The sequence below is a fragment of the Kitasatospora sp. NPDC056327 genome, assembly GCF_042261735.1.
Classification (GTDB): Bacteria; Actinomycetota; Actinomycetes; order Streptomycetales; family Streptomycetaceae; genus Kitasatospora.
The window spans coordinates 16,173-40,949 of record NZ_JBHJRC010000032.1; the positions used below are offsets into that span (position 1 = coordinate 16,173).

Sequence of the window (24,777 nt, forward strand, 5' to 3'; positions counted from 1 at the left end):
CTCGGGGCGACCCTGCGTCGGGGCGACCCCGCGTCAGAGCGTCCGCGGGGGTTCGGCGGTACCGGCCGCGAGCGCGTCGGTGGCGGCCTGGGCGAGGGCGTGACCCAGGGCGGCGGCGCGCTGCAGGGTGGCGTCGAAGGCGGCGAGCCGGGCGAAGGCCGCACCGAGGCGGCGCTGTTCGGTGATCGGCAGGCGCGGCAGCTCGACCCGGCGGACGTCCAGACGGGTGGTCGTGGACGCGTGGCTGGCGGCCCTGCGGGCCACGGCCGTGGACCGCAGGTGGCCGGCCAGGAAGTCCGGATCGAGGGCGGCCGGGTCGGGCCGGAGCAGGTGGAGCTGACGGCCGAGCGCGGCGCCGGCGAGCGGGCCGTCGGGGCCGACGACGCGGGCGGCGCCGCCGCCCAGGGCGGGCACGAGGACGTCCCCGGGACGGGTGAGCAAGGTGCCGTCGGCACCGTCGGCGGTCCGGTCGAGGACGGCGCCGGGCGTGCCGCCGGTGACGAGGTCCTGGTCGGTGAGCACGGGGATGTCGCCCGGGTCGCCCTCGGCCCCGCCCCCGACCGGGCGGACCGGAGCCCCGGCGCCGGAGGAGTGCACCTCCAGCAGCCCGGAGCGGACCAGTTCGCCCAGGGTGACGACCGCACCGCCGGCCACCACGCCCGACGGCCCGGGCGTCCCCGGTGTCCCGGAAACCCCGGAAACCCCCGACGGCTCGGGCAGCAGCGCCCGGGGGTCGTCGAGCCCGGACAGCAGCTCGGTCAGCCGTCCGCCGAGGTGGGAGAGTCCGGCCGCGCCGCCGGCCGGGGCGGCCGGGGGGACGTGCCGGGCCGGGGACAGGTCGGTCTCGTCGTCGAGCAGGTCGATCGCGGCCACGGTCCGGTGGCGGCCGGGCCGGTCCGGCGGCAGCGGCCGTCCCTCACGGGCGGCGAGGTCGAAGGCGTGCCAGGCGTCCAGGACGGTGCGGCGCAGCTCGGGCCAGCGGACCCTGTCGCGACCGCCCTCGGCGACCTCGCCCGAACCGGGCGAGGCGGAGGCGGCGTCCAGCAGCAGCACCTGGCGGAAGTCGTCGCCGGGCAGCGGCGCGCGAAGCACCCACAGGTGCAGCGGCACCCCGTACGGCGGCGCGGCGCCGGCCGGGAGGGCGACGACGGCGCGCAGCGCGCCGGAGCGCAGCAGTTCGGCGCGGACCCGGCGGCCGGCCCGGCGGGCGGCGACGGTCGGCGGGAGCAGCAGGGCGGCGAGCCCGCCGGGCCGGGTGCGGGCGAGGCAGTGCAGCACCCAGGCCAGCTCCGACTCCCCGCGCGGCGGGACGAGGCCGCCGGGCCAGCGCCGGTCGAACTGCAGCTCGTCGTGGCCCCAGTCCCGCTCGTTGTAGGGGGGCTGGCAGAGCACCGCGTCGAAGGTGTGACCGGGGTGGGCGTCGGCGCGCAGGGCGTCCCCGCCACGGACGTCGACCGGGAGCGGGAGGGGGTCGTCGGCGGGCGCGCGCAGGGCGAGCCGGAGGGCGGCGAGGGCGGCGGTGACCGGGTCGGCGTCCTGGCCGTAGCGGTCGGTGCTGGACGGCAGCGCGAGCAGCAGGGCGCCGAGGCCGGTGGCGGGGTCGAGCACCGTGGCGGGGACTCCGGCGACGGCGGCGAGCAGTTCGGCGGCCTCCGGCGGGGTGGGGCTGAGCTGGCGGGTGTTGGCGTCGGCGTACCGGGCGAGGAGCTGTTCGAAGGCGTCGGACGGGCCGGTGGCGGCGGCGAGTTGGGCGAGCAGCCGGGCGAGGTCCAGCTCGGTGGACCCGAGCAGTCCGGGCTGTCGCAGGCCGGCGGCGGCGTCGGGGCCGAGCACGGTGCGGGCGGTCTCGGTGAGGGCGCGCGGGAGGCCGGTGGCGAGCTTGGCGTCCGGCAGTCCGGCGAGCCCGGTCCAGCGCTCCGGGGCGCGGTGGTGCAGCAGCAGCACGGTGCCGGCCCGGACCAGCGGGGCGGCCGGGTGGCCGGCCGGGTCGCGCAGGGTCTCGACGAGCCGCCAGACCCGTTCGAGCAGCGGCAGTTCGGCGATCTTGCCCTGGGCGCGGAGCCAGGACTCCACCTCGGCGAGCGCGAAGGCCGGACTGCTGTCGGTGCCGCCGACCGGGCGCGGGAAGTCGGGGTGGCGGCGGCGCCAGTTGCTGACGGCGGCGCGGCCCACCCCGGCGAGGCGGGCGATCTCGACGGCGGTCACCTCGGGACGGTCCGGCACGGTGGCTCCTTCGGCGACGGCGGCGGTGCTCTGCGGTTCGGGCGGGCGGTACGGGCGGCCCGGTGCGCGCCGGTACGAGGGGTGTGACCGAACAGCATAGTCAGGGCCTCCATCTCACGCGTTCACACGTGAACAGAGACGTTTCATGATTCGCCGTTGACATCGTTCACAGCGAATGGTGTGATCTCTCCTGTCGACAGCGGACCGCGGGTCGACACCGGAGAGCACCAGGAACCGACAGGAGACACCCATGTCCGTCATCACCCGCCGCAGCCGCCGCACCGCCGCTCTGCTGGCCGGCGCGGCGCTCGTCGTCCTCACCGCGACCGCCTGCAACTCCACCGGCGGCGCCACGGTCTCCACCGAGGCCAAGCAGACCGCCGCCTCCGCCCCGGCGGCCGACGGCGGCGCCCCGGCCAAGCCCGCGGAGAGCAAGCCCTCCGACGCCAAGCCCGCGAAGAGCAAGCCCGCGGAGGCGGCCAAGGCCCCGGCGAAGATCGGCGACACGATCGCCCTGAAGGGCACCCTGGAGAAGAGCAACACCGCCGACGTCACCGCCGTGAAGGTCGTCGACCCGGCGGAGAGCACCAACCAGTACCTCACCGCCGCGGACGGCAAGCACTACGTCGCCGTGCAGTTCCAGATCAGGCCGACCGGCTCCAAGGCCTACAGCGAGGCCCCGTGGAGCAGCGCCAAGGTGATCGACGGCCAGGGCCAGGCCTACGGCCCGACGCTCGCCGACACCAAGGCCGGCCCGTCCTTCCAGACGCCCACCAACATCGCCGCCGGTGAGACGGGCAAGGGCTTCGTGGTCTTCGAGGTCCCGAACGGCACCAAGCTCGACAAGATCCAGTTCTCGCTGGACAACGGCTTCGCCGACCAGGTCGGCCAGTGGAAGATCGGCTGACGGCCCTGTTCACAGCCGGAGCCCCGGCACACCGGCGCCCACGACCGCGGGCCGCGGGTCACGGACCGCGCCCCGTCCCCTCCTCCACGGGCCCGCCCACGACAACGGCGGCCCCGGGCGCCCACGCCCGGGACCGCCGTACCCACCCCGCCCACCCCGCCGATCCCGCCGATCGGCCGGTCCGGCCCCCGCAGCCCCGGCCCCGCCGACCCCGGCCCGCCCCACCCCCGGCCCCGGCCCGTCCCGCTCCGCACCGCCCCCGGGAGCGCCCACCGCTCCCGGGACCGGCTTCCGCTACTTCTTCGCCCCCGCCAGGGCGTCGAACATCGTCGCCAGGAACTCCCGGCTCCACGCCAGCAGCTCCCGCCCGACCAGCGGCTTGCCACCGATCCGCCCGGTGGACGGCCGGGGCACCAGCAGCTGCTGCGCCGCCGCCTTCACCTGGCTGCGCGGGTAGAGCCGGTTCAGCCGCAGCTGCTGCGACTCCCTCAGCTCGACCGGTCCGAACCGCACGTTGGAACCCTGCAGCGTGATGTCCGAGATCCCGCACCGCCGGGCGAACAGCCGAAGCGCCGCGACCAGCAGCAGGTTCTCCACCGGCTCGGGCAGCTTGCCGTACCGGTCGACCAGCTCGTCCCGGACCTGCTCGATGTCCTCCTCCGAGTTGACCGCCGCGATCGAGCGGTAGGCCTGCAGCCGCAGCCGCTCCCCCGGCGCGTAGTCGTGGGGCACGTGGGCGTCGACCGGCAGCTCGATCTTGACCTCCAGCGGCTCCTCCTCCGGCTCGCCGCCGCCCGCCAGCGACTCCCGGAACTCGGCCACCGCCTCGCCGACCATCCGCATGTAGAGGTCGAAGCCGACGCCCGCGATGTGCCCGGACTGCTCCCCGCCGAGCAGGTTGCCCGCGCCGCGGATCTCCAGGTCCTTCATCGCGACGTACATGCCGGCGCCCATCTCCGTGTGCTGGGCGATGGTGGCCAGCCGCTCGTGCGCCGTCTCGGTCAGCGGCTTCTCCGGCGGGTACAGCATGTACGCGTACCCGCGCTCCCGCCCGCGGCCCACCCGGCCGCGCAGCTGGTGCAGCTGCGAGAGGCCGAAGGTGTCACCGCGCTCGACGATGAGGGTGTTGGCGTTGGAGATGTCGATGCCGGACTCCACGATCGTGGTCGACACCAGGACGTCGAACTCCTTCTCCCAGAAGTCGACGACCACCTTCTCCAGCTGGGTCTCGCCCATCTGCCCGTGCGCGGTGGCGATCCGCGCCTCGGGCACCAGGTCCTTCAGCCGGGCGGCCGCCCGGTCGATCGACTCCACCCGGTTGTGGATGTAGAACACCTGGCCCTCGCGCAGGAGTTCACGCCGGATCGCCGCCGAGATCTGCTTCTCGTCGTAGGGGCCGACGAAGGTCAGCACCGGGTGCCGCTCCTCCGGCGGGGTGGTGATGGTGGACATCTCGCGGATCCCGGTGACGGCCATCTCCAGGGTGCGCGGGATCGGGGTCGCGGACATGGTGAGCACGTCCACGTTGGCCCGCAGCTTCTTCAGCTGCTCCTTGTGCTCGACGCCGAACCGCTGCTCCTCGTCGACGATGACCAGGCCGAGGTCCTTGAAGCGGGTCTCCGAGGAGAACAGCCGGTGGGTACCGATGACGACGTCCACCGAGCCCTCGAACAGCCCCTCCAGCACGGCCTTGGCCTCGCTGTCGGTCTGGAACCGGGACAGCGCCTTCACCGTCACCGGGAAGTTGGCGTACCGCTCGGCGAAGGTCGAGAAGTGCTGCTGCACCAGCAGCGTGGTGGGCACCAGCACCGCCACCTGCTTGCCGTCCTGCACCGCCTTGAAGGCCGCGCGGACCGCGATCTCGGTCTTGCCGTAGCCGACGTCGCCGCAGATCAGCCGGTCCATCGGGACGGACTTCTCCATGTCCGACTTGACCTCGGCGATGGTGGTGAGCTGGTCCGGCGTCTCCGCGTAGGGGAAGGCGTCCTCCAGCTCGCGCTGCCACGGGGTGTCCGGGCCGAAGGTGTGGCCGGGCGCGGCCATCCGGGCCGAGTACAGCTTGATGAGGTCGGCGGCGATCTCCTTGACCGCCCGCTTGGCCCGCTGCTTGGTCTTCGCCCAGTCCGCGCCGCCGAGCCGGTGCAGCGTCGGGGCCTCGCCGCCCACGTACTTGGTGACCTGGTCGAGCTGGTCGGTCGGCACGAAGAGCCGGTCGCCGGGGTGGCCCCGCTTGGCCGGCGCGTACTCCAGCACCAGGTACTCGCGGGTGGCGCCCTGCACGGTGCGCTGCACCATCTCCACGTACCGGCCGACGCCGTGCGCCTCGTGCACCACGTAGTCGCCGGCCACCAGCGCCAGCGGGTCGATCGCGTTGCGGCGCCGGGACGGCATCCGCCGCATGTCCTTGGTGGAGGACTTCTGGCCGGACAGGTCGGTCTCGGTGATGACGGTCAGCTTGAGCGTCTCGTCGACGAAGCCGTGCTCGATCGAGCCGCAGGAGACGTGCACGACGTCCCGGGTCGGCGCCTCGGACAGGTCGGCGACCAGCCGGGCCGGGATGCCCTCGTTGCCGAGCACCTCGGCGAGCCGGGAGGCCGGACCGTGGCCCTCGGTCACCATGACGACCCGCCAGTCGGCGGCCAGCCGCTCCTTGGCGTCGGCGATCGCCCGCGCGGTGTCGCCCCGGTAGGCCTCGACCGCGTGCATCCCGAGGGTCAGCGTGCCGGCGTCGAACTCCGGTGTCCCGCCGGCCGAGGTGTCGCTGCTCGCGAACGGGCTGACCGACCACCACGGCAGGCCGATCTCGGCGGCGTGCTCGCGCACCTCGGCGAGCGAGCGCAGCGAGGCGGCCGAGACGTCGATGGCCTCGATGTCGATCGGCCGGTCGCCGCCGGCCGCGGCCGCCACCCAGGAGGCGTGCAGGAACTCCTGGCTGGTCGCCACCAGGTCGGCGGCACGGGTGCGGACCCGCTCGGGGTCGCAGACCACCGCCACCGAGCCGAGCGGCAGCACGTCCAGCAGCAGTTCCATGTCGGCGACCAGGACGGGCGCCAGCGACTCCATGCCCTCGACCGCGATGCCCTCGGCGATCCGGTCCAGGATCTCGGCCAGCCCCGGGTGCAGCGCGGCCAGTTCGGCGGCCTTCGCCCGCACCTCGTCGGTCAGCAGCAGCTCGCGGCAGGGCGGCGCCCACAGACCGTGCTCGGCGATCTCCAGCGACCGCTGGTCGGCCACCTTGAAGTACCGGATCTCCTCGACGTCGTCGCCCCAGAACTCCACCCGCAGCGGGTGCTCCTCGGTCGGCGGGAAGACATCCAGGATGCCGCCGCGCACCGCGAACTCGCCGCGCTTCTCGACCAGTTCGACCCGGGCGTAGGCGGCCGCGGCGAGCCGCCGGGCGATGTCCTCCAGGTCGTGCGTCCCGCCCCGGCCTACGGCCACCGGCTCCAGCTCGGCCAGCCCCTTCACCTGGGGCTGAAGCACCGAGCGGACCGGCGCCACGATCACCCGGACCGGACCGGCCGCCGGGTCGTCGGCGCGCGGGTGGACGATGCGCCGCAGCACGGCGAGCCGGCGGCCCACCGTGTCCGAACGCGGTGAGAGCCGCTCGTGCGGCAGCGTCTCCCAGGCCGGGTACTCGGCGACGGAGTCCGGCGGCAGCAGCGAGCGCAGCGAGGCGGCGAGGTCCTCGGCCTCCCGGCCGGTGGCGGTGACCGCCAGCACCGGCCGGCCCCGGTCGCCGGCCGCCTGCCCGGCGAGCGCCCGGGCCAGCGCGGCGATCGCGAACGGCCTGGCGGCGGGCGGCCCGACCAGGTCGAGGTGACGGCGGCCGCCGGCCGCGGAACCGGTGGCGGTGGCGGCCTCGATCGCCTCGGCGAGGGCCGCGTCCCGCGCGACGACATCGAGCAGTCCGGTCAGGCTCATCTGGAGTCTCTTCTTCGTCCCGTGGCTGGTGCTGCCCTGGGGGCCGGAGGCCGGTCCGGGCAACGCGAACGGCCCGGCACGCCGAGCGGCCGGGGGTCTCCAGCCTACGCCGCGAGGCTGACGCGCACGCGGCACGCGCCCGGGGGCCGGACGGGCCGGGATCCGGCGGGGACGAACCACCGGTCGCGGACCGCCGCTCCGGTGGTTCCCCCGACTGTTTCCCCACCGTCGCGATCTGCCACGAACTGGACATACTCCTGTCACTGGCCGTCCATGGAGATCGCGCACCATAGTGAATGTGCCCGCCGCACCCAACCGTGGGGGATGGCTGCGGGGGCACGGTCGCACACCCGATGGGGGTCGGGAGTGCGAGGCCGGGCGACCCTGGGTGGGGGCGCCCGCCCACACGCCGGGAACCGTGGCGTCCTTTCCTGGAGGGCGCCACGGGTCTCGGCCTCACTTCCTCTCCCCGGTCTTCCGCTCACCGGCGCCGGGGCCGGGCGCCGTACCGCCGCCGCGACAGAGCCGCGGCGGCCGCTCCCGGCGGCTCCTGCGGCCCGATCCCGGGAAATCCCGCACGCCCGCTCTCCGCTCCCTACCCTGTGGGGAAACCCGTACGGACGCCCGGAGGGGCCGGGGGCGTCGCGGGGAAGGGGGAACTCCGTCATGCGCGTCGTCGTCACGGGCCAGGGCCGGGTGGGGCTGCCGCTCGCGGTCCGCGCGGCCGAGGCCGGGCACCGGGTGGTCGGCTACGACGTCGACGAGCGCCGGATCGCACGGCTGGCCGCGGGCGAACCGCCGGCCGGGGGCGTCCCCGCCGCACGGCTGCGTCCGCTGCTGGAGCACGGCGGCTACCTGCCCTCCGCCGACCCTGCCGACCTGGCGGGCTTCGACGTCGCGGTGATCACCGTGCCGGTCCCGCTGCGCGACGGCGTGCCGGACCTCTCGCACCTGGAGGCCTCGGCCGGTCTGCTCGGCCGGCACCTGCGGCCCGGGGCGACCGTCGTCCTGGAGTCACCCGCCTACCCCGGCACCACCGAGGACCTCCTCGCGCCGCTGCTGGAGCTGGGTTCCGGGCTGACCGCCGGACGGGACTTCCACCTCGGCTGCAGCCCCGAGCGGATCGACCCGGGCAACCCGGTCTGGCGGCTGGAGAACACCCCGAAGGTGGTCTCCGGGATCGACCCGGCCTCGCTGGCGGCGGTCGAGGGCTTCTACGGCGGGCTGGTCGAGCGGACCGTGCCGGTCTCCTCCTGCAAGGAGGCCGAACTGACCAAGCTGGTCGAGGACACCTTCCGGCACGTGAACACCGCGCTGGTCAACGAGCTGGCGATGTTCGCCCACGACCTCGGCGCGGACGTCCGGGAGGCCATCGCCGCGGCCGCCACCAAGCCGTTCGGCTATCTGCCGTTCGCGCCCGGTCCGGGGGTGGGCGGTCCCTGTCTGCCGATCGACCCGTCGTGCCTGCCCTGGCGGACCGAACGGGCGCTCGGCCAGTCGTTCCGGCTCGTCGAGCTGGCCAACGACGTCAACGGCCGCATGCCCGACTACGTGGTCCGGCGGCTCGGCGCGGCACTGGACGAACGGCGGCGTCCGGTCCAGGGCGCGCGGGTGCTGCTGCTCGGGCCGGCGCACGGGAGGGACGGCGGCGCCCGGCGGACACCGGCCGCCCGGATCGCCGAGCTGCTGGTCCGGATGGGCGCCGAGGTCCGCACGGCCGATCCGCACCCGGTGGCCGCGGTGCGCGTGCCGGGGCCGGCGGGGGCCGAGGGGCGGGGCGCCGGGCACGACCCGGGCGACGACCCGTTCGAGGGGGTGCGCCGGGTGGCGGCGAGTCCGGAGGAGCTGGCGGCGGCGGACGCGGTGGTGCTGCTCACCGACCACGAGGGTTCCGACTGCGAGGGTCTCGACTGCGAGGGTTTCGACTACGGGGCGGTCACCGAGCACTCCCGGTACGTGCTGGACTGCCGGCGTCTCGCGGGGGGCGCCGCGGTCGAGGTGCTCTGAGCCGCGGCACGGTCGCACCGGGCGGCGGCGGTCCGGGGGTGTTCCGGCCCGCGTCGGGGTCGGTGCCGGGCGTCCGCACCCGCCCGGCACCGCGGGTCGGCGGGCTCCTACTCGGCGGGGGCCCGCTCCGCGGGGCCTACCAGCGGGACAGGTTGATGTCGTACATCATCACCTGGTGGCCGACGTGGCCGTTGAAGTCGTACTGCTCCCAGTTGAAGACGGTCCAGGAGCCCATGCCGCCGCCGAGGTACGTGATCACCTTGTTGTTCCCGGCGTCGATCCGGTCGACGTTGTAGATCCGCACGGCCATCCAGCCGTCGTTCGCGAAACAGAGCCTGCCGCTGTAGCCGTAGTTGTGGACCTTCGCGAAATCGTTGCGATTTCCACAATCGACCCGGTTGACGGCCTCGGCATTCGTCGCCGGCAGTAAGGTGGCGGCGGCCGCCGCGAGCAGGGCCAGTGCGCCGGTCCGGCGGCTCCGGACATTTCCGGGACGATACCCCGGAGAACGCTCGAAAAGATTTGTACGGCGAATCACAGGAAACCTCCGAAGGGGTAGCGGTTGCGACTCAAGAGGCTGACATGGAGCCGCACGGCCGAACAGTTCTTTTCCGGCCAAGCCGCGTGACCGCCGTTCCCGCCGGACCGTGTCGCACAGGTATGCGCTAGGGTCCGAACAGCCCTACCGCCCTGGATGATCGGAGCGTCGCTTGGCACGGCCATCGCATGTGGGACGATTCACCGTCATCACAACAGCAGTCGTTTTATCGGCCTTTCTTACGGGCTGCGCCGGGCCCTCCGGCGACGGTTCCGCGGATTCCGCCCTGACGCCGCCGGCGATCGAATCACCGAAAGCGCCGGAATCCGGGCGCGCCGGAATGACCGGACTTCCGCTCTCCGCTTATCAGGGCGGCGACCCGGCCGCCGTGAGGGAGATTCAGGTGCGAAATGCCCTGGTCGTCTCGTGCATGAACCGCGCCGGTTACGCGGGCTTCCGCGGCGACGGCCTCCAGGAGGCCAGGCCGCCGGACAACGCCACCGCCCTGCCGGCCGGCGCCTGGGGCTACCTCGGCGCGGAGATCGCGGGCGTCCAGGGGTTCCACCCGCCGAAGCGGGCCGTCCCCGCCGCGGCCCCCGCGCCGCCGGCCGGGGCCGGGGAGGCCTACGACGGCGCCCGGGTCGACTGCGACCGGCAGGCCGCCGAGCGGATCGGCGCACCGCCGGGGCCGGGGGCCGACCTCCTCGGACGGCTCTTCGACGACTCCATCGCCGCCACCGGGCAGGATCCGCGGGTCACGGCGGCGACCGGGGAGTGGGCCGCCTGCATGGCCGCGGCGGGGTTCCGGGCCGACGCCCCGGGGACCCTCCCGGACCGGTTCCGCGCCGGTCCCGAGGTCACCCCGGCCGAGCTGGCCACCGCCCGGGCCGACGCCGACTGCACCACCCGCAGCAACCTCGCCGGGATCTGGTTCGGCGTCCTGGCCGGCTACCAGCGCCAGCAGATCGACCGCAACAGCCAGGCGCTGAACGCCCACCGCGAGGCCGTCCGCGCCCAGGACGCCAGACTCGCCGGGCTGCTCGCCGACGCCGGATCCGGGCCGACGCCGTGAGCACCGCCCGCCCGGGTGCGTGAACGCGCCCGGCCCCGGGCGCCGGAGGGGCGCTCGGGGCCGGGCGGGCCGACGGGCGGGCAGGCGGGTGGCTCGGGCGGACCCGCAGGCCCGGGCCGGTCAGCGGCGGCGGTAGGCCACCGTGTTCGGGGTCGCGTAGTCGGTTCCGTCGTCGACGATCACGATCTTCGGGACGATCCGGGTCTCCTCCTCGGGCGGCCGCCCGGCCGCGGCGGCCCCGCCGCTCCCGGCGCCGTCCCCGGAGTCCGGCGCCACGTCCGGCGCCGCGTCCGGCGGACCGGCCGGACGCGGCGGAACCGGCCCGGTGGCGAGCGCCGTCGCCCCGGCCGGGGACGGGGCGACCCGCCCCGGGGTGACCGGGAGCACGGCCGTGGCCGCCTCCGCGGCGGGTGCCTGGGCGGGCGGCAGCGCCGGGACGGGCTGCTTGCGCAGGTCCGCCCTCGGGTCCGTGAGGACGGGCAGCGGGATCTCCCCGGTGTCCGCCTCCGAGTCGACCACCGGGCCCGGCCGGCCGACGAGCGCGACGGTGCCGCCCGCCGCGGCGACCGCGGCGGCGGCGGCCGGCTCGATCGCGCCGACCGCCGCACCGGTGAGCGAGGCCAGCGTCGCCTTGATGTGGTCGAGGTGCTGCTGCACCGTCTCCAGCCTGGTCGCGTACTCGCGCTGCTCGCGCTCGCCGGCCGCGTTGATCCGCTCGGCCTCGCGCCGGGCCTGCTCGACCAGCTGGTCCGCCCGGGCCTGCGCCTCGGCGTCGGCCTGCTTGATCTGGCCGAGCACGGTCTCCCGGAACTGCTCCGCCTCCTTGACCCGCCGCTCGGCGGTGGCCGAGACCACCGCGTCCTCGCCGTCGGCCTCGGCCTGGGCCTGGGCGAACATCTCGTCGGCCTTGCGGCGCAGCTCGGCCAGCTTGGCCTCGGCCCGCTCGGACGCCTCGGCGGCGGCGACCCTGACCTTGGCGGCGTGCGCGGTGGCGCCGTCGCGGACGGAGCGCACCTCGCGGTCGGTGTCGGCCCGGATCGTCTCGGCCTCGGCCCGGGTGCGCTCGTCGGTGCGGCGGGCGGCGGCGTCGGCCTCGGTCCGGGTGGTGGTCGCGTACTCCTTGGCGGCGCGGTCGAGCGCCTGGCCCGCCTCGTACACCTCGTCGCGGAGGTCCTCGGCCCGGCGCTCGGCCTTGTCACGGACGGCGCGGGCCTCGTTCTCCGCCGTGCGGGCCAGGCCGGCGGCCTGCTCGCTCAGGACCTGGTAGTCCGGTTCCGGGGCGTCGGCGGCGGCCTGCTGGATCTCGGCCAGCCGGCGCTCCATCTCCCGGATGCCGGAGCCGAGCACGCTCAGCCGCTCCCAGGACTCGTCGCGCTGCGCGGTGAGCGCGGTCAGGGCACGTTCGACCTGGTCGGGCGCGTAACCGCGCCGGGCAACGGTGAAGCCGTACTGGGGGACGGCATCGCTCATGGGCTCTTCCCCTCGTGTCGCGGGCTGCGGAGCCCATGATCGGACGGATCGGTCTGCTCGGTGACCAGGTCCGGGAACCCGGTCGGGATTCGGTTGTCGGGTGGATCGAAACCGGTCGAGGATGGGCGCTTGCGACCATCCTCTTGACCTATTTTGCGCAGATCAGGGCGAAACCCCAACGAGACACCGCCGCGGCGGTACGCCGAAGGGGCCGTTCCGGGCACCGGAACGACCCCCTGCCACCTGCGCGGATCCGGCACGGCCTGCTAGAGCAGACCGTCCCAGAACTGCTCCAGCAGCACGGCCCACCAGGTGTCCGCGGACTGGAGCGCAGCGGGGTCGATCGCGGCCAGCTGGGCCTGGAAGTCGGTCGTCCAGCGACCGGCCTGGTCCGGGGTCAGCCCGTACCGCAGCCGCCACATCCGGCCCAGCAGGGCCAGCGAGCGGACGAACTCCGGTACACCTGTGTTGACGAACCGGGGGGGCTCGCCGGTTCCTTCCGGATCCACCGCGACCACGTGCGCCGTACCGTACTGCACGCAGAGCTGGCGGCCGTAGTCGTTGCCCAGCACCAGGTATCCGCCGAAGTCCGGGCCGCCCGGCAGGCCGCGCTCGGCGGCCAGCTCGGCGAGCGTCGGGATCGGCCGGCCGTCCTGCGCCTGGGCCCAGAAGAACGGTCCGAACTCGCGCGGCAGCCCGGCCCACATCAGCGTCTGCGCCACCGGCTCGGGAACGCCCTGGCGGGCCACCGCCCGCTGCTCGAAGCGGAACACGTTCGGCCCGAAGGCCTGGCCGAGTTCCTGGGCGAGCTGCTGCGGCGCGACCGGCGGCAGCGCCGGGACGGTGCCGGGCGCGGGCAGCGGCACCCGGAACGGGCGGACCCGCTGCGGGCCCGAGGCCAGCTGGTGCAGCTCGTCCAGGTGGTCGAGCAGCTGCGCCATGCCGGCCTGCCGGGAGTGGTGGTCCCGGCCGTAGTCGGCGGTGTGGGTGAGCCGGACGTTCGGCCAGGAGGCGGCGATCATCCGGTTGCAGTACCCGCCGGGCAGGTCGCAGGACTCCAGCTCGGTGTAGAGCTCCAGCACCTGCTCCGGCGGCACGTTGAGCCGCCGCAGGTCCTGGAGGATCTTCCACTCCGGGTGCGGGGTGCCGGGCTCGCTGCGGTGCAGCAGCTTCTGCTCCGAGCCGTCCGGGCCCCGGTAGCTGAGCGCGGCGAAGTAGCCGGGACCGACGGCGGGCACGCCGGGCGGCACCGGGGCGCCCGGCTGCGGGGCCGGGGGAACGGCCGGGGCGACCGCCGCCGGGGCGGACGGCGGGGTGCCGACGGGCGCGGGCCCGCCCGGGTACCCGTAGCCGGCGCCGGGCGCGACGGGGGCGCCCGGACCGGGCGGCGGCGGGACGGCGGGGCCGCCGGAGGGCGGGGTACCCGGGTCTGCGGGGGCGCCGCCGAGCAGCGCGGGATCGATCGCGCCCGCCAGCTGGGTGCGCTCGTACGCGACCCCGCCGGGCGGCGTACCGGGCGCGGCGGGCGGCGTGGCCGGGGCGTCCCCGGGACGCAGCCCCACCGGGGGCGGGGGCGGCGGGGCGCCGGTCGCGTTGCGGCCGCCGGAACCGGCGGGGGCCGCGGGGCCGGAGCCGCCGCGCAGCCCGGCGGGCGGGGGCGGCGGCGGAGCCGAGGCCGGGTTGCGGCCGAGCCCGCCGGGAGCGGAGCCCGCGCCGGGACCGGCCGGGCCTCCGCGCAGGCCGGCCGGCGGGGGCGGCGGCGGGGCGGAGGCGGGGTTGCGGCCGAGCGAGACGGGCGGGGCCGACGGCGCGGGCTCACCGGCGGGCGGCACCGGCGCACCGGGCGGGCCGTCGGGCGGGGCCAGCATGGTCGGGGCGTGCTCGACGTTGGCACCGGCCGGCGGCGGGACGGGCGCGCCCGGCAGACCCGCCAGACCGGGCGGACCGTCCGGCGGCGCCAGCAGCGTCGGCGCGGGCTCCACGGACGAACCCGACGGCGGCAGCGGCGTCCCCCGCCCCGGCGTCCCCGGACCACCGGGACCACCGGGAGCACCCGGCAGACCCGCCAGACCGGGCGGACCGTCCGGCGGCGCCAGCAGCGTCGGCGCGGGCTCCACGGACGGACCCGACGGCGGCAGCGGCGTCCCCCGCCCCGGCGTCCCCGGACCACCGGGAGCACCCGGCAGACCCGCCAGACCCGGCCGGCCGCCCTCGGGCAGCAGGACCGTGGCGGCCTCCGAGCCGGCCCGCGGCTCGGAGGGCAGCCCGGCGCCGTTGGTCCGCAGCCCCTCCGGCAGCAGCACGGTCGCGGCCTCGGGGCCCGCCCCGTGCCCGGACGGCCCGGACGGCCCGGCGGGCTCGTCGTGGCCGGGCGGCGGCGCGAGCATGGTCGGCGCGTCGCCGGGGGGCCGCTCGGAGAGCGGCGGCGTGGTCAGGACGGCGGGCGCGGGGGCGGGCCCCGCCGGCGGAAGCACCGGAGCCGCCGGAGCCGGGTGGGCGGGCGGGGCCGCCGGCGGAACGCCCGGAGCGGCTGGAGCGGCCGGCGGCGCGACGGGCGCGGGACCGGCGGCGGGCGCACCCAGCCGCTCCGCCTCCGCGGCGAGCGCCGCCTCCCCGGCCTCCTGCAGCCACTGCGGCGGGCTGAGCAGGAAGGAGGTCGCCTCGACCGGCCCCGGCGTGGGCCGGGCCGCCCCGGCCGGGTTGGCCGCGACCGGCCGCCCGTACGCCTCCTCGTACTGCCGGACCACCTCGTTGACGGGCAGCGCGGGCCAGAGGGTGCTCGCGCCGGAGTCCCGGGCGATCACCAGCCGGGCCTCCCCCTCCGCGGCGGCCGTGCCGTCGGCGGGCTGCACCGCCCAGCAGACGAAGCCCAGATCGAACTCCCGGACCCGCACCTCGCGCTGCCGCTCCCGCGGCACCCCGCCGTTGATCCACTCCTCGGCGAGCTCATGCGCCTGCGCGTACGTCACCACGCCCGGTTCACCCCTGTCCCCATCGTCCCCGCTCGTTCCACATCCTCGGCACCGCCGACACCGCCGGGCCCCGCACCGGACGGCCCCACCGCGGACGCCATCTCAGCCCACCGGAACGGCGCGGGCGAACCCGCCGTCCACCATCAGCTCGGCGACCGTCTCCAGCTCCGGCGGGCTCCCCGCCAGCCGCAGCAGGAAGTCGTCGAAGTCGTTCCCGCAGGGCAGCAGCAGCCTGCCCACCCGGTCCTCGGGGCTCTCCGGCCCGCCGGTGTCACGGGCGTCGTCGTAGAGGCAGAACCAGACCGACCCGGCCCGCTCCCCGCGCACCTTGAGCGCCACGATGCCGCCCTGGGCGTAGGCGATGCCCAGGTAGTCCTTGGTGAGGTGGTCGCGCAGGCACTTGTTGGCGTAGACGACGTCCTCGGTGCCGTACTCCTCGGTGAGCGTCAGGAACGGCTGGTCGAGCAGCAGGCCCAGCTCCGGGTCCAGCGCCACCCCCACCGGGGCCCGGCCGCCGCCGAGCTTGAGGAAGGTGCGGTAGGCGCCCGGCAGCCGGTGGCCCAGCCGCTCCTCGGCGCGCTGCACGAGGTCCTCGGTGACGCCGATCGGGTCGCCGCCGTCCTTGGCGAGCGAGAAGTGCACCGGCCGCCGCTCCTGCAGCGGCCGGGTGCCGCGGCGCGCGTGGTCGGCGGAGGAGGTGGCCAGCCCGCCGTGGTGCCGCAGCAGCGCCTTGACCTCGACCGGGACCAGTTCCATCCGCCGCCGGCCGGGCGGCGCCCCGCCGACCGCGTGGTGCCAGGTCCAGCCGGGCGGGGTGGCGACGGCGGTCTCCAGGTCGGCCCAGAGCGGGTGGCCCTGGGTGAACAGCGCGGCGTTGGCCGAGACGTAGTCGGTCAGCCGCAGTTCGTCGACCCCGAAACCGGGCGGCGGGTCGGCGACCTCGGCCGCCGCGGCGGCGTAGGGGCCGAAGTCCGGATAGCCGTGCTCGTCCACCCGGACCCCGGCGGGGTGGCGCTCCGCGCGGACCGGGTCCGGGAACTGCACCACCTGACCTGCGTACGCCGCGTTCGGTGCGGCGGCGACGCCGGGCCGACCTGTCGTCATCTGGGAGCCCCCACTGGCTGCTGCAAACTCTCGGTGCGCTTGTCGGGGACCAGCGTAGGGGGTGCGTCCCGGGGCCGGTCCCCCGCCCGCCGGGACCGGTGGGCGGGGGCGGCCGGCGGCCCCGGACCGCCGGCCGCCGCGGCTCAGCGGGCCGGCGTCCCGGCCAGCACGTCCACCACCCGTTCCTGCTGCTCCGCGGTGATCTGGGGGTACAGCGGCAGGGTCAGCAGCTCCCCCGCGGCCCGCTCGGCGACCGGGAACGACCCCGGGCCGTGACCGAGGTGCCGGAAGGCCGGCTGCAGGTGGACCGGCACCGGGTAGTGCACGCCCGCGCCGATCCCGGCCGCGTTCAGCGCCGCGAGCAGTGCGTCCCGCCGGCCGCGGCCCGCGCCGATCCGCACCGCGTACAGGTGCCGGACGTGCTCGTTGCCGGGGGCGGTGCGCGGCGCGGTGACGCCCTCCAGCCCGGCCAGCAACCGGTCGTAGCGGTCGGCCGCGGCCCGCCGGGCCTCGTTCCAGGCGGGCAGCCGGCGCAGCTTGGCCCGGAGCACGACCGCCTGCAGCGCGTCCATCCGGGAGTTGAAGCCGAACCGCTCGTGCTCGTACTTGCGGGCCGAGCCGTGGTCGCCGATCAGCCGGACCGCGGCGGCCAGTTCGGCGTCGTCGGTGACCACCGCGCCCGCGTCGCCGTACGCGCCCAGGTTCTTGCCGGGGTAGAAGCTGGTGGCGGAGATCCGGCCGTGCAGCGCCCGGCCGTCCTGGCGGGCGCCCTGGGACTGCGCGGCGTCCTCGACCACCGGGCGGTGGCCGGCCAGTTCGAGCAGCGGTGCCATCGGGGCGAGCTGGCCGTTGAGGTGGACGGGCAGCAGCGCGACGGCATCCCCCGCCACCTCGGCGGCCTTCGCCGGGTCGAGCAGCAGGTGGTCGGGGTCGGCGTCGGCCAGGACCGGGCGCAGACCGGCCCGCTGCACGGCCCCGGCGGTGGCGACGAAGGTGTTGGCGGGCAGCACCACGCCGCCGCCGGGCGGCAGGCCGAGGGCGCGCAGGGCCAGTTCGAGGGCGTCGGTGCCGTTGGCGGCGCCGACGCAGTGCCGGGCGCCGGAGAAGGCCGCGTACTCCTCCTCGAAGGCGGTCACCTCCGGTCCCCTGACGTAGCCGCCGCTCGCGAGCACCCGGTCGAAGCCGGCCCGGACCTCCGCCTCGATCTCGGCGTGCGCGGCGGCGAGGTCGACGAGCGGGACGGGCTGGTCGGTGGTCATCCTGTGGTCTCCCCTGGGCCGGTCGGAAGCTGTCGGACGTACGGGCGGGGGCCGGTGCGACGGCGGGCCGGCGCGACGGCGGGGCCGGCCCGGCTCCCGTGCCCCGCCGGGACACGGCGCACCGTGCGCGGCACGCGGGGTGCGCCGCACCGGCGGGACCGGCGGCCGGATCAGCCGGCGCCGGGACCCGCGCCGACCGGGACGGTGGCACCGCCGAGTTCGAGGCTGAGCGAGGCCGCCTCCAGCAGCTGGAGCACCCGCAGCCCGGCCCGGCCGTCGGTGAGCGGGGCCCGGCCCTCGGTGACGGCCGCGGCGAACTCGGCCATCACGTTGCGCAGCGCCTCCTGCTCGACCAGGGCGGGGGCGACCATCGAACCGACCCGGTAGGAGATCCGGGCCCGGTGGCGGATCGCGTCGGTCAGCTCCTCCGGCGGGGTGAGGTCCACCCCGCGGTCGTGGACGGCGAGCCGGGCCTGCGGGTTGAGGTCGTCCCAGACCAGGGTGCGCCGCGAACCCCCGATCAGCGTGGTGCGGACCTTGGTCGGCGAGAGCCAGTTGACGTGGCAGTGCGCCAGCGCGCCGTTGCTCAGCCGGACGGTCAGGTAGGCGACGCAGGCCCGGCCGGCCCCGATCGGGTCGGCGCCCTGGGCGGAGACCCCGACGGGTTCGACGCCCGGCGGCAGGACGAAGTCCAGGATCGACAGGTCGTGCGGGGCGAGGTCCCAGAGCACGTCGACGTCCTGCTGGACCAGCCCGAGGTTGATCCGCACCGAGTCGAAGAACTGGATGTCGCCGATCTCCCCGCCGTGCACGAGTTCGCGGATCCGGCGCACCACCGGGGTGTAGCAGAAGGTGTGGTCGCACATCAGCACCAGCCCGCGTTCCTCGGCGAGCCGCACCAGCGCGGCGGCCTCCGCGGCGGAGGTGGTGATCGGCTTCTCCACCAGGACGTGCTTGCCGGCCTCCAGCGCGGCCCGGACCAGCCGGTGGTGGGCGGCGGCCGGGGTGGCCACCGCGACCGCGGCGACCCGGTCGTCGGCCAGCACCTCCTCGAACGCGGTGGTGGCCCGGACGGTGCTGTACTCGCCGAGCACCCGCCGCAGCTTCGTCTCGTCCAGGTCGCAGAGCCAGTGCAGGCGCAGGGCCGGTGTCTGCTGCGCGTTGCGGACCAGGTTCGGGCCCCAGTAGCCGGCCCCGACCACCGCCATCCCGATCCGGTGCTCCGGTGCGGCCGGTGGCGGCGCGCCCGGGGTGGGCACGTGTCCGCCCGGCGCTTCGGTGGCGGCTTCGGTCTCCGTCATCGCAGGCCCCCTTGCCAGGAGTCGGGGCTCCCCGGCCCCAACGGCCGTGGCGAGCGGGGACGTTGCCGCCTCCTCCGGCTCCCTCTCCGGACCGGCCGGCCCCTCGGCTCGCTGCTGGAACGCTACCGGCCGGCGCCCGCGGCCGGGCCGGTTTCGGGAAACCCGGGGACGGGTCGTGACGATGCCGTGCGGATCCCGCCGACATCGTGTGACCGTCCGCCGGTCGGCTCGGCGCGCCGCACCCCGGGTGTGCGCTTGTCAGTGTCATTTGACAGGCTGGCCCCTGACAGCCGTGCCACGAACGGGCCCGGGGGGCCTGGTCGAGCGGGAGGACGGGCGGACAGCGGACCAGGAGGAGGGCGACGCCATGACCACCGGGGAACCGGAGGGAACACCGCTGCTGCGCCACCACCGCGACAGCCTGCTGCCCGCCGTGGCCGCCGCGCTGTCCCTGAAGGGCGGCGAGGTGCACACCCTGGCCGGCGACAAGTCCGACCGCCGTCCCGTGCTGCACCCGCTGGTCGGCGGTTTCCTCGACGCGCTGCCGCCCGAGCACCGCGAGCGCTTCACCGGACGCTGCCCGGAGGCGGTCCTGCTCTCCCAGTACCTGGCCGCGGTGGACGGCCGCCGCTCCAAGCGCGCCGCCCGCAAGCCGATGAGCCTGCACGAGGCGCGCAAGGCGCTCAAGGGCGCCCGGCTGACGACGGTGCGGATCCGCGAGGAGCACGACCCGGCCCACGGCACCCACGCGCCGCCGTGCCGTTCCTGCGCGCCGCTGCTGGAGCACTTCACCGTCCAGAGCGTCGCGGTCGGCCCGGCCGCCGGCTGACCGGTCCGCCGTACGGCCGCCCCCCACCGGCCGCACGGCGCACCGCCCGTCCCCCGTCCCCGAACCACCGGAGCCCGTCCTGAATCCGCCCAGCCCACCCCCGCCCCCGCCGCCGGCCGCAGTCGGCGGACCAGCGCTGCGGACCCGCCCGCGCTTCCCGGCCGACGTCGCCGCCGAACTGAAGGCGGCCGGCTGGCACCCCGGGCGCTGGCAGATCCGGCAGGCCGAGGAATGGGCCGACGCCCTGGTCGGGTACGGCAGCCCGGCGGGCGTGCAGCACGCGGTCTTCCCGGCGGCGGTGGAGGCCTGGGCCGAGTTCGGCGGCCTCGCCTTCGACCTGGTCGGGCCCGGCCGGCAGCTGGCCCGCACCCCGTTCCTCGTCGACCCGCTGTGCGGCCTGCACCAGCCCCGCACCCTGGCCGACCTGGGCCGCGCCCTGGACACCCGGATCGCCCCGCTGGGCGAGGAGGCGTACGGCCAGGCGCTGCTGGCGATCGACGAGGAGGGCCGGGTCTACAGCCTGGACCACACCGGCGAGTGGTTCCTCGGCCACGGCGTCGACCAGGCGATCAGCACGCTGGTCCTGGGCACCGCGCCGGAACGGCTGCGCACCGCCGACGGGGCCTGAGCCCGGCACCGGGCGGAACGGGTCCCGAGCGGAACGGGTCCCGGGCGGAACGGAGCGGGTGCCGCGCGGGACGAGCGTGCCCGGACGGACGGGGCCGGGGAGGCCGGGGGAACGACCCGCCCCGGTCTGCCGTCCGCACCGGCCGCCGGCCTGCCGGCTACACCAGCCGGTCGTCGCGGATCGCCAGCCGGGACGGCAGCACCGCCTCGACGCGGAACCCGCCGTCCCGCTCCGGCCCCGCCGAGAAGGTGCCGCCGAGCGCGACCACCCGCTCGCGCATCCCGACCAGCCCGTTGCCGCCGCTGGGCAGCCCCGCCCCGGCCCGCTCGCCGACCGGGCAGGCGTTCACCACGCTCACCCGCACCCCGTTCGGGGCGTAGGCCAGCAGCACCGACACCTGTGCGCCGCCCGCGTGCTTGTGCGCGTTGGTCAGCCCCTCCTGCACCACCCGGTACGCGGTCTGCTCGGCCTCGCCGGTGAACTCCTGCCGGCTGCCGCTGACCGTCAGGATGACGGCCATCCCGGCCGCCCGGGACTGGTCGACCAGCCTCGGCAGCGCCGCCAGCGAGTCGGGCTCCGGCGCGGTCTCGTCGGACATCCGCAGCACGCCGAGGATCTCCCGCAGCTCGTTGAGCGCCTGCCGGCCGACCTCGCCCATCAGCTTGGCGCTCTGCGCCGCCTTCTCCGGGTCCTTGGCGACGATCCGCTCCAGCGCCCCCGCGTGCACCACCATCAGCGAGACCCGGTGCGCCACCACGTCGTGCATCTCCCGGGCGATCCGGGTGCGCTCCTCCAGCCGGGCCCGGCGGGCCCGCTCCCGGGCCTGCTCGGCCAGCAGGTCCAGCTCGGTCTCCAGACCGTGCGCGCGGTCCTTGAGCGACTCGATCAGCCGCCGCCGCGCGCCCACGTACAGGCCGGTCACCACCGGTGCGGCGGTCGCACCGGCCGCCACCAGCAGCGACAGCACCAGCTGTCCCCAGAGCGGCGGCTGCTCGACCACCGGCTCGCCCGGGCTGAACATCGACATCAGGATCACGCCGGTCGTCTCGGCGTAGGCGAGCGCGGAGAGCGCCACCACCCGCCGGCGGCGCGAGGGCCACTCCCAGGTCTCGGCCAGCGTGTACAGCGCGACCAGCAGCAGCACCATGCTGGGCACGGCGGGCATCACGATCAGCGCGACCACCACCGGCACGGCCGGCCAGCGCCGCCGCAGCACCAGGGTCGCCCCGGCCAGCGCGGCGAACACCGCGATCCCGAACTGCGCCGTCGCGCTCAGGTGGATCCGGCCGCCGACCGTCGTGACCGAGCTGCTCGCGCACTCCAGCGCCGCCAGGGCGGCGAGCCCGGCGTCCAGGAGGGCACTGCGCCGCCGCGGCCACCACAAGAACGACGATCGGTCCCGCGCGCGCTCCCCAGGCGACTTGCTCATGCCCCACAGACTACGGCGCGCCCCCGCCCCGCCCCCACCGGGTCGGGACGGGCGATCCGCCGGGCGGTGCCCGCCGGGCGCCGGACCGCCGCCGGAGGTCACGAGTGGTCCAGACCACATACGGTCCCGGGGCATGGCTGTCCGCCATCCGGCCACTTCGCGGACAGCGCCCGTCACGACACCTATGCTGGTCGCGTCGGACAGCGCGGTCCGCACGCGTCACACCCGCCACACGCGGGGCGGCCCTGTGACGATGAGCCGTTGCCGAACACCCCACCACCCCGAGGGAGCCAGCCGTGACCGCTCCGGTCCCCAGCCAGGCGGACAACCCGACCCCCGTCGTCGCCGACAACGCCGCGCTGCGCGCGGACATCCGGCGCCTCGGCGACCTGCTCGGCGAGACGCTGGTCCGCCAGGAAGGTCCCCAGCTGCTCGGCCTGGTCGAACAGGTCCGGCTGCTCAGCCGCACCGACGGCGAGTCCACCGCCGAACTGCTCTCCGACATCGACCTGGAGACCGCCGCCAAGCTGGTGCGCGCCTTCTCCACGTACTTCCACCTCGCCAACGTCACCGAGCAGGTGCACCGCGGCCGGGAGTTCGCCATCCGCCGCGCCCGCGAGGGCTCGCTGCTCGCGCAGACCGCCGACCAGCTGGCCGAGGCCGACGGCAAGCACCTCCAGGACACCCTGGCCCACCTCGCCGTCCGCCCGGTCTTCACCGCGCACCCGACCGAGGCGGCCCGCCGCAGCGTCCTCAACAAGCTCCGCCGGATCGGCGAGCTGCTCGACCGCATCCACCGCGAGGAGACCGCCGCCGGCCTCTCCCAGGCCGACCCGGCCCGCACCTCCTCCGCCCGCCGCCAGGCCGACCGCCGGCTCGCCGAGGTCATCGACCTGCTCTGGCAGACCGACGAGCTGCGCATCGCCCGCCCGGAGCCCACCGACGAGGCCCGCAACGCCGTCTACTACCTCGACGAGCTCTACCGCGACGCCGTCCCGCAGGTCCTCGAAGAGCTGCACGAGGAGCTCGCCCGGGTCGGCCTGGAGCTGCCCGACGGCGTCCGCCCGCTCACCTTCGGCACCTGGATCGGCGGCGACCGCGACGGCAACCCCAACGTCACCCCGCAGGTCACCTGGGACGTCCTCAACCTCCAGCACGAGTACGGCATCAAGGACGCCCTCGCCGCCGTCGACGACCTGCGCAGCACCCTCTCCACCTCCGAGCGGCTGGCCGGCGCCTCCGTCGAACTGCTCGCCTCGCTCAACACCGACCTCCACCTGCTCCCCGAGCTGAGCCCGCGCTACAAGCGGATGAACGCCGAGGAGCCGTACCGCCTCAAGGCCACCTGCATCCGGCTCAAGCTGGAGAACACCCGCGAGCGCCTCGCCGGCGGCACCCCGCACGTCGAGGGCCGCGACTACCTCGGCACCCGCGAGCTCGTCGCCGACCTGCGGCTGATCCAGGACTCGCTGCGCGCCCACCGCGGCGGACTGATCGCCGACGGCCGGCTCGCCCGCGCCATCCGCACCGTCGAGGCCTTCGGCCTGCAGCTCGCCACCATGGACGTCCGCGAGCACGCCGAGGCCCACCACCACGCGCTCGGCCAGCTCTTCGACCGGCTCGGCGAGGAGGCCTGGCGCTACAACGACATGCCGCGCGAGTACCGCCAGCGGCTGCTCGCCAAGGAGCTGCGCTCGCGCCGCCCGCTCGCCCCGACCCCGGCCCCGCTGGACGCCGCGGGCGCCAAGACCCTCGGCGTCTTCACCACCATCCGCGAGGGCTTCGAGCGGTTCGGCGACGAGATCGTCGAGTCCTACATCATCTCGATGTGCCAGGGCGCCGACGACGTCTTCGCCGCCACCGTGCTGGCCCGCGAGGCCGGCCTGATCGACCTGCACGCCGGGATCGCCAAGATCGGCATCGTGCCGCTGCTGGAGACCACCGACGAGCTCCAGCAGGCCGACCGCATCCTCGACGAGATGCTCTCCGACCCCTCCTACCGGCTGCTCGTCTCGCTGCGCGGCGATGTCCAGGAGGTCATGCTCGGCTACTCCGACTCCTCCAAGTTCGGCGGCATCACCACCTCCCAGTGGGAGATCCACCGCGCCCAGCGCCGGCTGCGCGACGTCGCCCACCGCTACGGCATCCGGCTGCGGCTCTTCCACGGCCGCGGCGGCACCGTCGGCCGCGGCGGCGGCCCCTCGCACGAGGCCATCCTGGCCCAGCCCTGGGGCACCCTGGAGGGCGAGATCAAGGTCACCGAGCAGGGCGAGGTCATCTCCGACAAGTACCTGCTGCCCTCGCTCGCCCGCGAGAACCTCGAACTGACCCTCTCCGCGACGCTGGCCGCCTCCGCGCTGCACACCGCCCCGCGCCAGGCCCCCGAGGAACTGGCCCGCTGGGACGCCGCCATGGACCGGGTCTCCGAGGCCGCGCACACCGCCTACCGCGGTCTGGTCGAGCAGGAGGACCTGCCGAAGTACTTCTTCGCCGCCACCCCGGTCGACCAGCTCGCCTCGCTGCACCTGGGCTCGCGCCCGTCGCGCCGCCCCGACTCCGGCGCCGGCCTCGACGGCCTGCGCGCCATCCCGTGGGTGTTCGGCTGGACCCAGTCCCGCCAGATCGTCCCCGGCTGGTACGGCGTCGGCGCCGGCCTCGCCGCCGCCCGCGAGGCGGGCCTCGGCGACGTGCTCGACGAGATGTACGGCCAGTGGCACTTCTTCCGCAACTTCCTGTCCAACGTCGCCATGACGCTGGCCAAGACCGACCTGCGGATCGCCCGCCACTACGTCGAGCAGCTGGTGCCCGCCGAGCTGCACCACGTCTTCGAGCAGATCCAGGCCGAGCACGAGGTCACCCTGCGCGAGGTGCTGCGCCTCACCGGGGAGAGCGAACTGCTGGAGCACAACCCGGTGCTCAAGCAGACCTTCGCCGTCCGCGACGCCTACCTCGACCCGATCTCCTACCTCCAGGTCGCGCTGCTGCGCCGGCAGCGCGAGGAGGCCACCACCGGCCGTCAGGAGGACCCGCTGCGGGCCCGCGCCCTGCTGCTGACCGTCAACGGCATCGCCGCCGGCCTGCGCAACACCGGCTGACCGCCGACCGCCCGGGGGC

The 24,777-nt window shown here is 75.9% G+C and carries 15 protein-coding genes; 6 read left to right on the top strand and 9 right to left on the bottom strand.

Translation table 11 applies throughout. The features are described from left to right. Positions 1–33: 33 nt before the first annotated feature. Entirely contained in the window at positions 34–2,223 is a 2,190-nt protein-coding gene (locus tag ACFCX4_RS07695) for an N-6 DNA methylase (protein ID WP_376139712.1), read from the bottom strand. A 250-nt stretch (positions 2,224–2,473) separates the two neighbouring features. Here ACFCX4_RS07695 and ACFCX4_RS07700 point away from each other — a divergent pair, with 250 nt between their 5' ends. Next, positions 2,474–3,130 carry a DUF4352 domain-containing protein gene (locus tag ACFCX4_RS07700; RefSeq protein ID WP_376139713.1) on the top strand — a complete coding sequence of 219 codons (657 nt, stop codon included), beginning with the start codon at positions 2,474–2,476 and terminating at the stop codon, positions 3,128–3,130. Between the two features lie 294 nt (positions 3,131–3,424). Here the strand turns inward: ACFCX4_RS07700 and mfd are convergent, their stop codons facing one another. Then, a complete protein-coding gene (gene mfd, locus ACFCX4_RS07705) occupies positions 3,425–7,054 on the bottom strand; it encodes a transcription-repair coupling factor (protein WP_376139714.1) in 3,630 nt (1,209 codons plus the stop codon). Positions 7,055–7,720: 666 nt separating this feature from the next. On the opposite strand from mfd, the gene ACFCX4_RS07710 reads away from it, so the two are divergent. Further along, entirely contained in the window at positions 7,721–9,061 is a 1,341-nt protein-coding gene (locus ACFCX4_RS07710) for a nucleotide sugar dehydrogenase (protein ID WP_376139715.1), read from the top strand. Positions 9,062–9,197: 136 nt separating this feature from the next. Here the strand turns inward: ACFCX4_RS07710 and ACFCX4_RS07715 are convergent, their stop codons facing one another. Further along, positions 9,198–9,599, bottom strand: coding sequence for a beta/gamma crystallin domain-containing protein (locus tag ACFCX4_RS07715; protein WP_376139716.1), 402 nt, complete (start codon positions 9,597–9,599; stop codon positions 9,198–9,200). A 403-nt stretch (positions 9,600–10,002) separates the two neighbouring features. On the opposite strand from ACFCX4_RS07715, the gene ACFCX4_RS07720 reads away from it, so the two are divergent. Next, positions 10,003–10,671 carry a hypothetical protein gene (locus ACFCX4_RS07720; RefSeq protein ID WP_376139717.1) on the top strand — a complete coding sequence of 223 codons (669 nt, stop codon included), beginning with the start codon at positions 10,003–10,005 and terminating at the stop codon, positions 10,669–10,671. Between the two features lie 120 nt (positions 10,672–10,791). Here the strand turns inward: ACFCX4_RS07720 and ACFCX4_RS07725 are convergent, their stop codons facing one another. The 5 genes from ACFCX4_RS07725 to ACFCX4_RS07745 all read right to left on the bottom strand — a co-directional run bounded on the left by ACFCX4_RS07725 (position 10,792) and on the right by ACFCX4_RS07745 (position 18,777). Then, positions 10,792–12,141, bottom strand: coding sequence for a hypothetical protein (locus tag ACFCX4_RS07725; protein WP_376139718.1), 1,350 nt, complete (start codon positions 12,139–12,141; stop codon positions 10,792–10,794). A gap of 266 nt (positions 12,142–12,407) precedes the next feature. Then, a complete protein-coding gene (locus ACFCX4_RS07730; protein ID WP_376139719.1) occupies positions 12,408–15,113 on the bottom strand; it encodes an SUKH-4 family immunity protein in 2,706 nt (901 codons plus the stop codon). 102 nt (positions 15,114–15,215) lie between these two features. Next, entirely contained in the window at positions 15,216–16,217 is a 1,002-nt protein-coding gene (locus tag ACFCX4_RS07735; protein ID WP_376139720.1) for an SMI1/KNR4 family protein, read from the bottom strand. A 143-nt stretch (positions 16,218–16,360) separates the two neighbouring features. Beyond that, positions 16,361–17,476 (bottom strand): DegT/DnrJ/EryC1/StrS family aminotransferase, encoded by a 1,116-nt coding sequence (locus ACFCX4_RS07740; protein WP_376139721.1) that lies wholly within the window; start codon positions 17,474–17,476, stop codon positions 16,361–16,363. Positions 17,477–17,646: 170 nt separating this feature from the next. Beyond that, complete coding sequence (locus tag ACFCX4_RS07745) at positions 17,647–18,777, bottom strand: Gfo/Idh/MocA family protein (protein ID WP_376139722.1); 1,131 nt, start codon at positions 18,775–18,777, stop codon at positions 17,647–17,649. 367 nt (positions 18,778–19,144) lie between these two features. Here ACFCX4_RS07745 and ACFCX4_RS07750 point away from each other — a divergent pair, with 367 nt between their 5' ends. Both ACFCX4_RS07750 and ACFCX4_RS07755 read left to right on the top strand, forming a co-directional pair. Continuing rightward, positions 19,145–19,606, top strand: a complete 462-nt coding sequence (locus ACFCX4_RS07750; protein ID WP_376139723.1) for a YwqJ-related putative deaminase — start codon at positions 19,145–19,147, stop codon at positions 19,604–19,606. A 136-nt stretch (positions 19,607–19,742) separates the two neighbouring features. Continuing rightward, complete coding sequence (locus ACFCX4_RS07755; protein WP_376139728.1) at positions 19,743–20,234, top strand: SUKH-3 domain-containing protein; 492 nt, start codon at positions 19,743–19,745, stop codon at positions 20,232–20,234. A 157-nt stretch (positions 20,235–20,391) separates the two neighbouring features. Here the strand turns inward: ACFCX4_RS07755 and ACFCX4_RS07760 are convergent, their stop codons facing one another. Further along, the gene (locus ACFCX4_RS07760) at positions 20,392–21,663 is read right to left on the bottom strand and encodes a sensor histidine kinase (protein WP_376139724.1); all 1,272 of its coding nucleotides are present in this window, start codon (positions 21,661–21,663) and stop codon (positions 20,392–20,394) included. Between the two features lie 296 nt (positions 21,664–21,959). Here ACFCX4_RS07760 and ppc point away from each other — a divergent pair, with 296 nt between their 5' ends. Then, complete coding sequence (gene ppc / locus ACFCX4_RS07765) at positions 21,960–24,758, top strand: phosphoenolpyruvate carboxylase (RefSeq protein WP_376139725.1); 2,799 nt, start codon at positions 21,960–21,962, stop codon at positions 24,756–24,758. Positions 24,759–24,777 lie beyond the last annotated feature (19 nt).

Excerpts from the sequence above, each read along its gene's own strand:
- ACFCX4_RS07700 (WP_376139713.1), top strand. The coding sequence starts at position 2,474 with ATGTCCGTCATCACCCGCCGCAGCCGCCGCACCGCCGCTCTGCTGGCC.
- mfd (WP_376139714.1), bottom strand. The coding sequence starts at position 7,054 with ATGAGCCTGACCGGACTGCTCGATGTCGTCGCGCGGGACGCGGCCCTC.
- ACFCX4_RS07710 (WP_376139715.1), top strand. The coding sequence starts at position 7,721 with ATGCGCGTCGTCGTCACGGGCCAGGGCCGGGTGGGGCTGCCGCTCGCG.
- ACFCX4_RS07725 (WP_376139718.1), bottom strand. The coding sequence starts at position 12,141 with ATGAGCGATGCCGTCCCCCAGTACGGCTTCACCGTTGCCCGGCGCGGT.
- ACFCX4_RS07735 (WP_376139720.1), bottom strand. The coding sequence starts at position 16,217 with ATGACGACAGGTCGGCCCGGCGTCGCCGCCGCACCGAACGCGGCGTAC.
- ACFCX4_RS07740 (WP_376139721.1), bottom strand. The coding sequence starts at position 17,476 with ATGACCACCGACCAGCCCGTCCCGCTCGTCGACCTCGCCGCCGCGCAC.
- ACFCX4_RS07745 (WP_376139722.1), bottom strand. The coding sequence starts at position 18,777 with ATGACGGAGACCGAAGCCGCCACCGAAGCGCCGGGCGGACACGTGCCC.
- ACFCX4_RS07750 (WP_376139723.1), top strand. The coding sequence starts at position 19,145 with ATGACCACCGGGGAACCGGAGGGAACACCGCTGCTGCGCCACCACCGC.
- ACFCX4_RS07760 (WP_376139724.1), bottom strand. The coding sequence starts at position 21,663 with ATGAGCAAGTCGCCTGGGGAGCGCGCGCGGGACCGATCGTCGTTCTTG.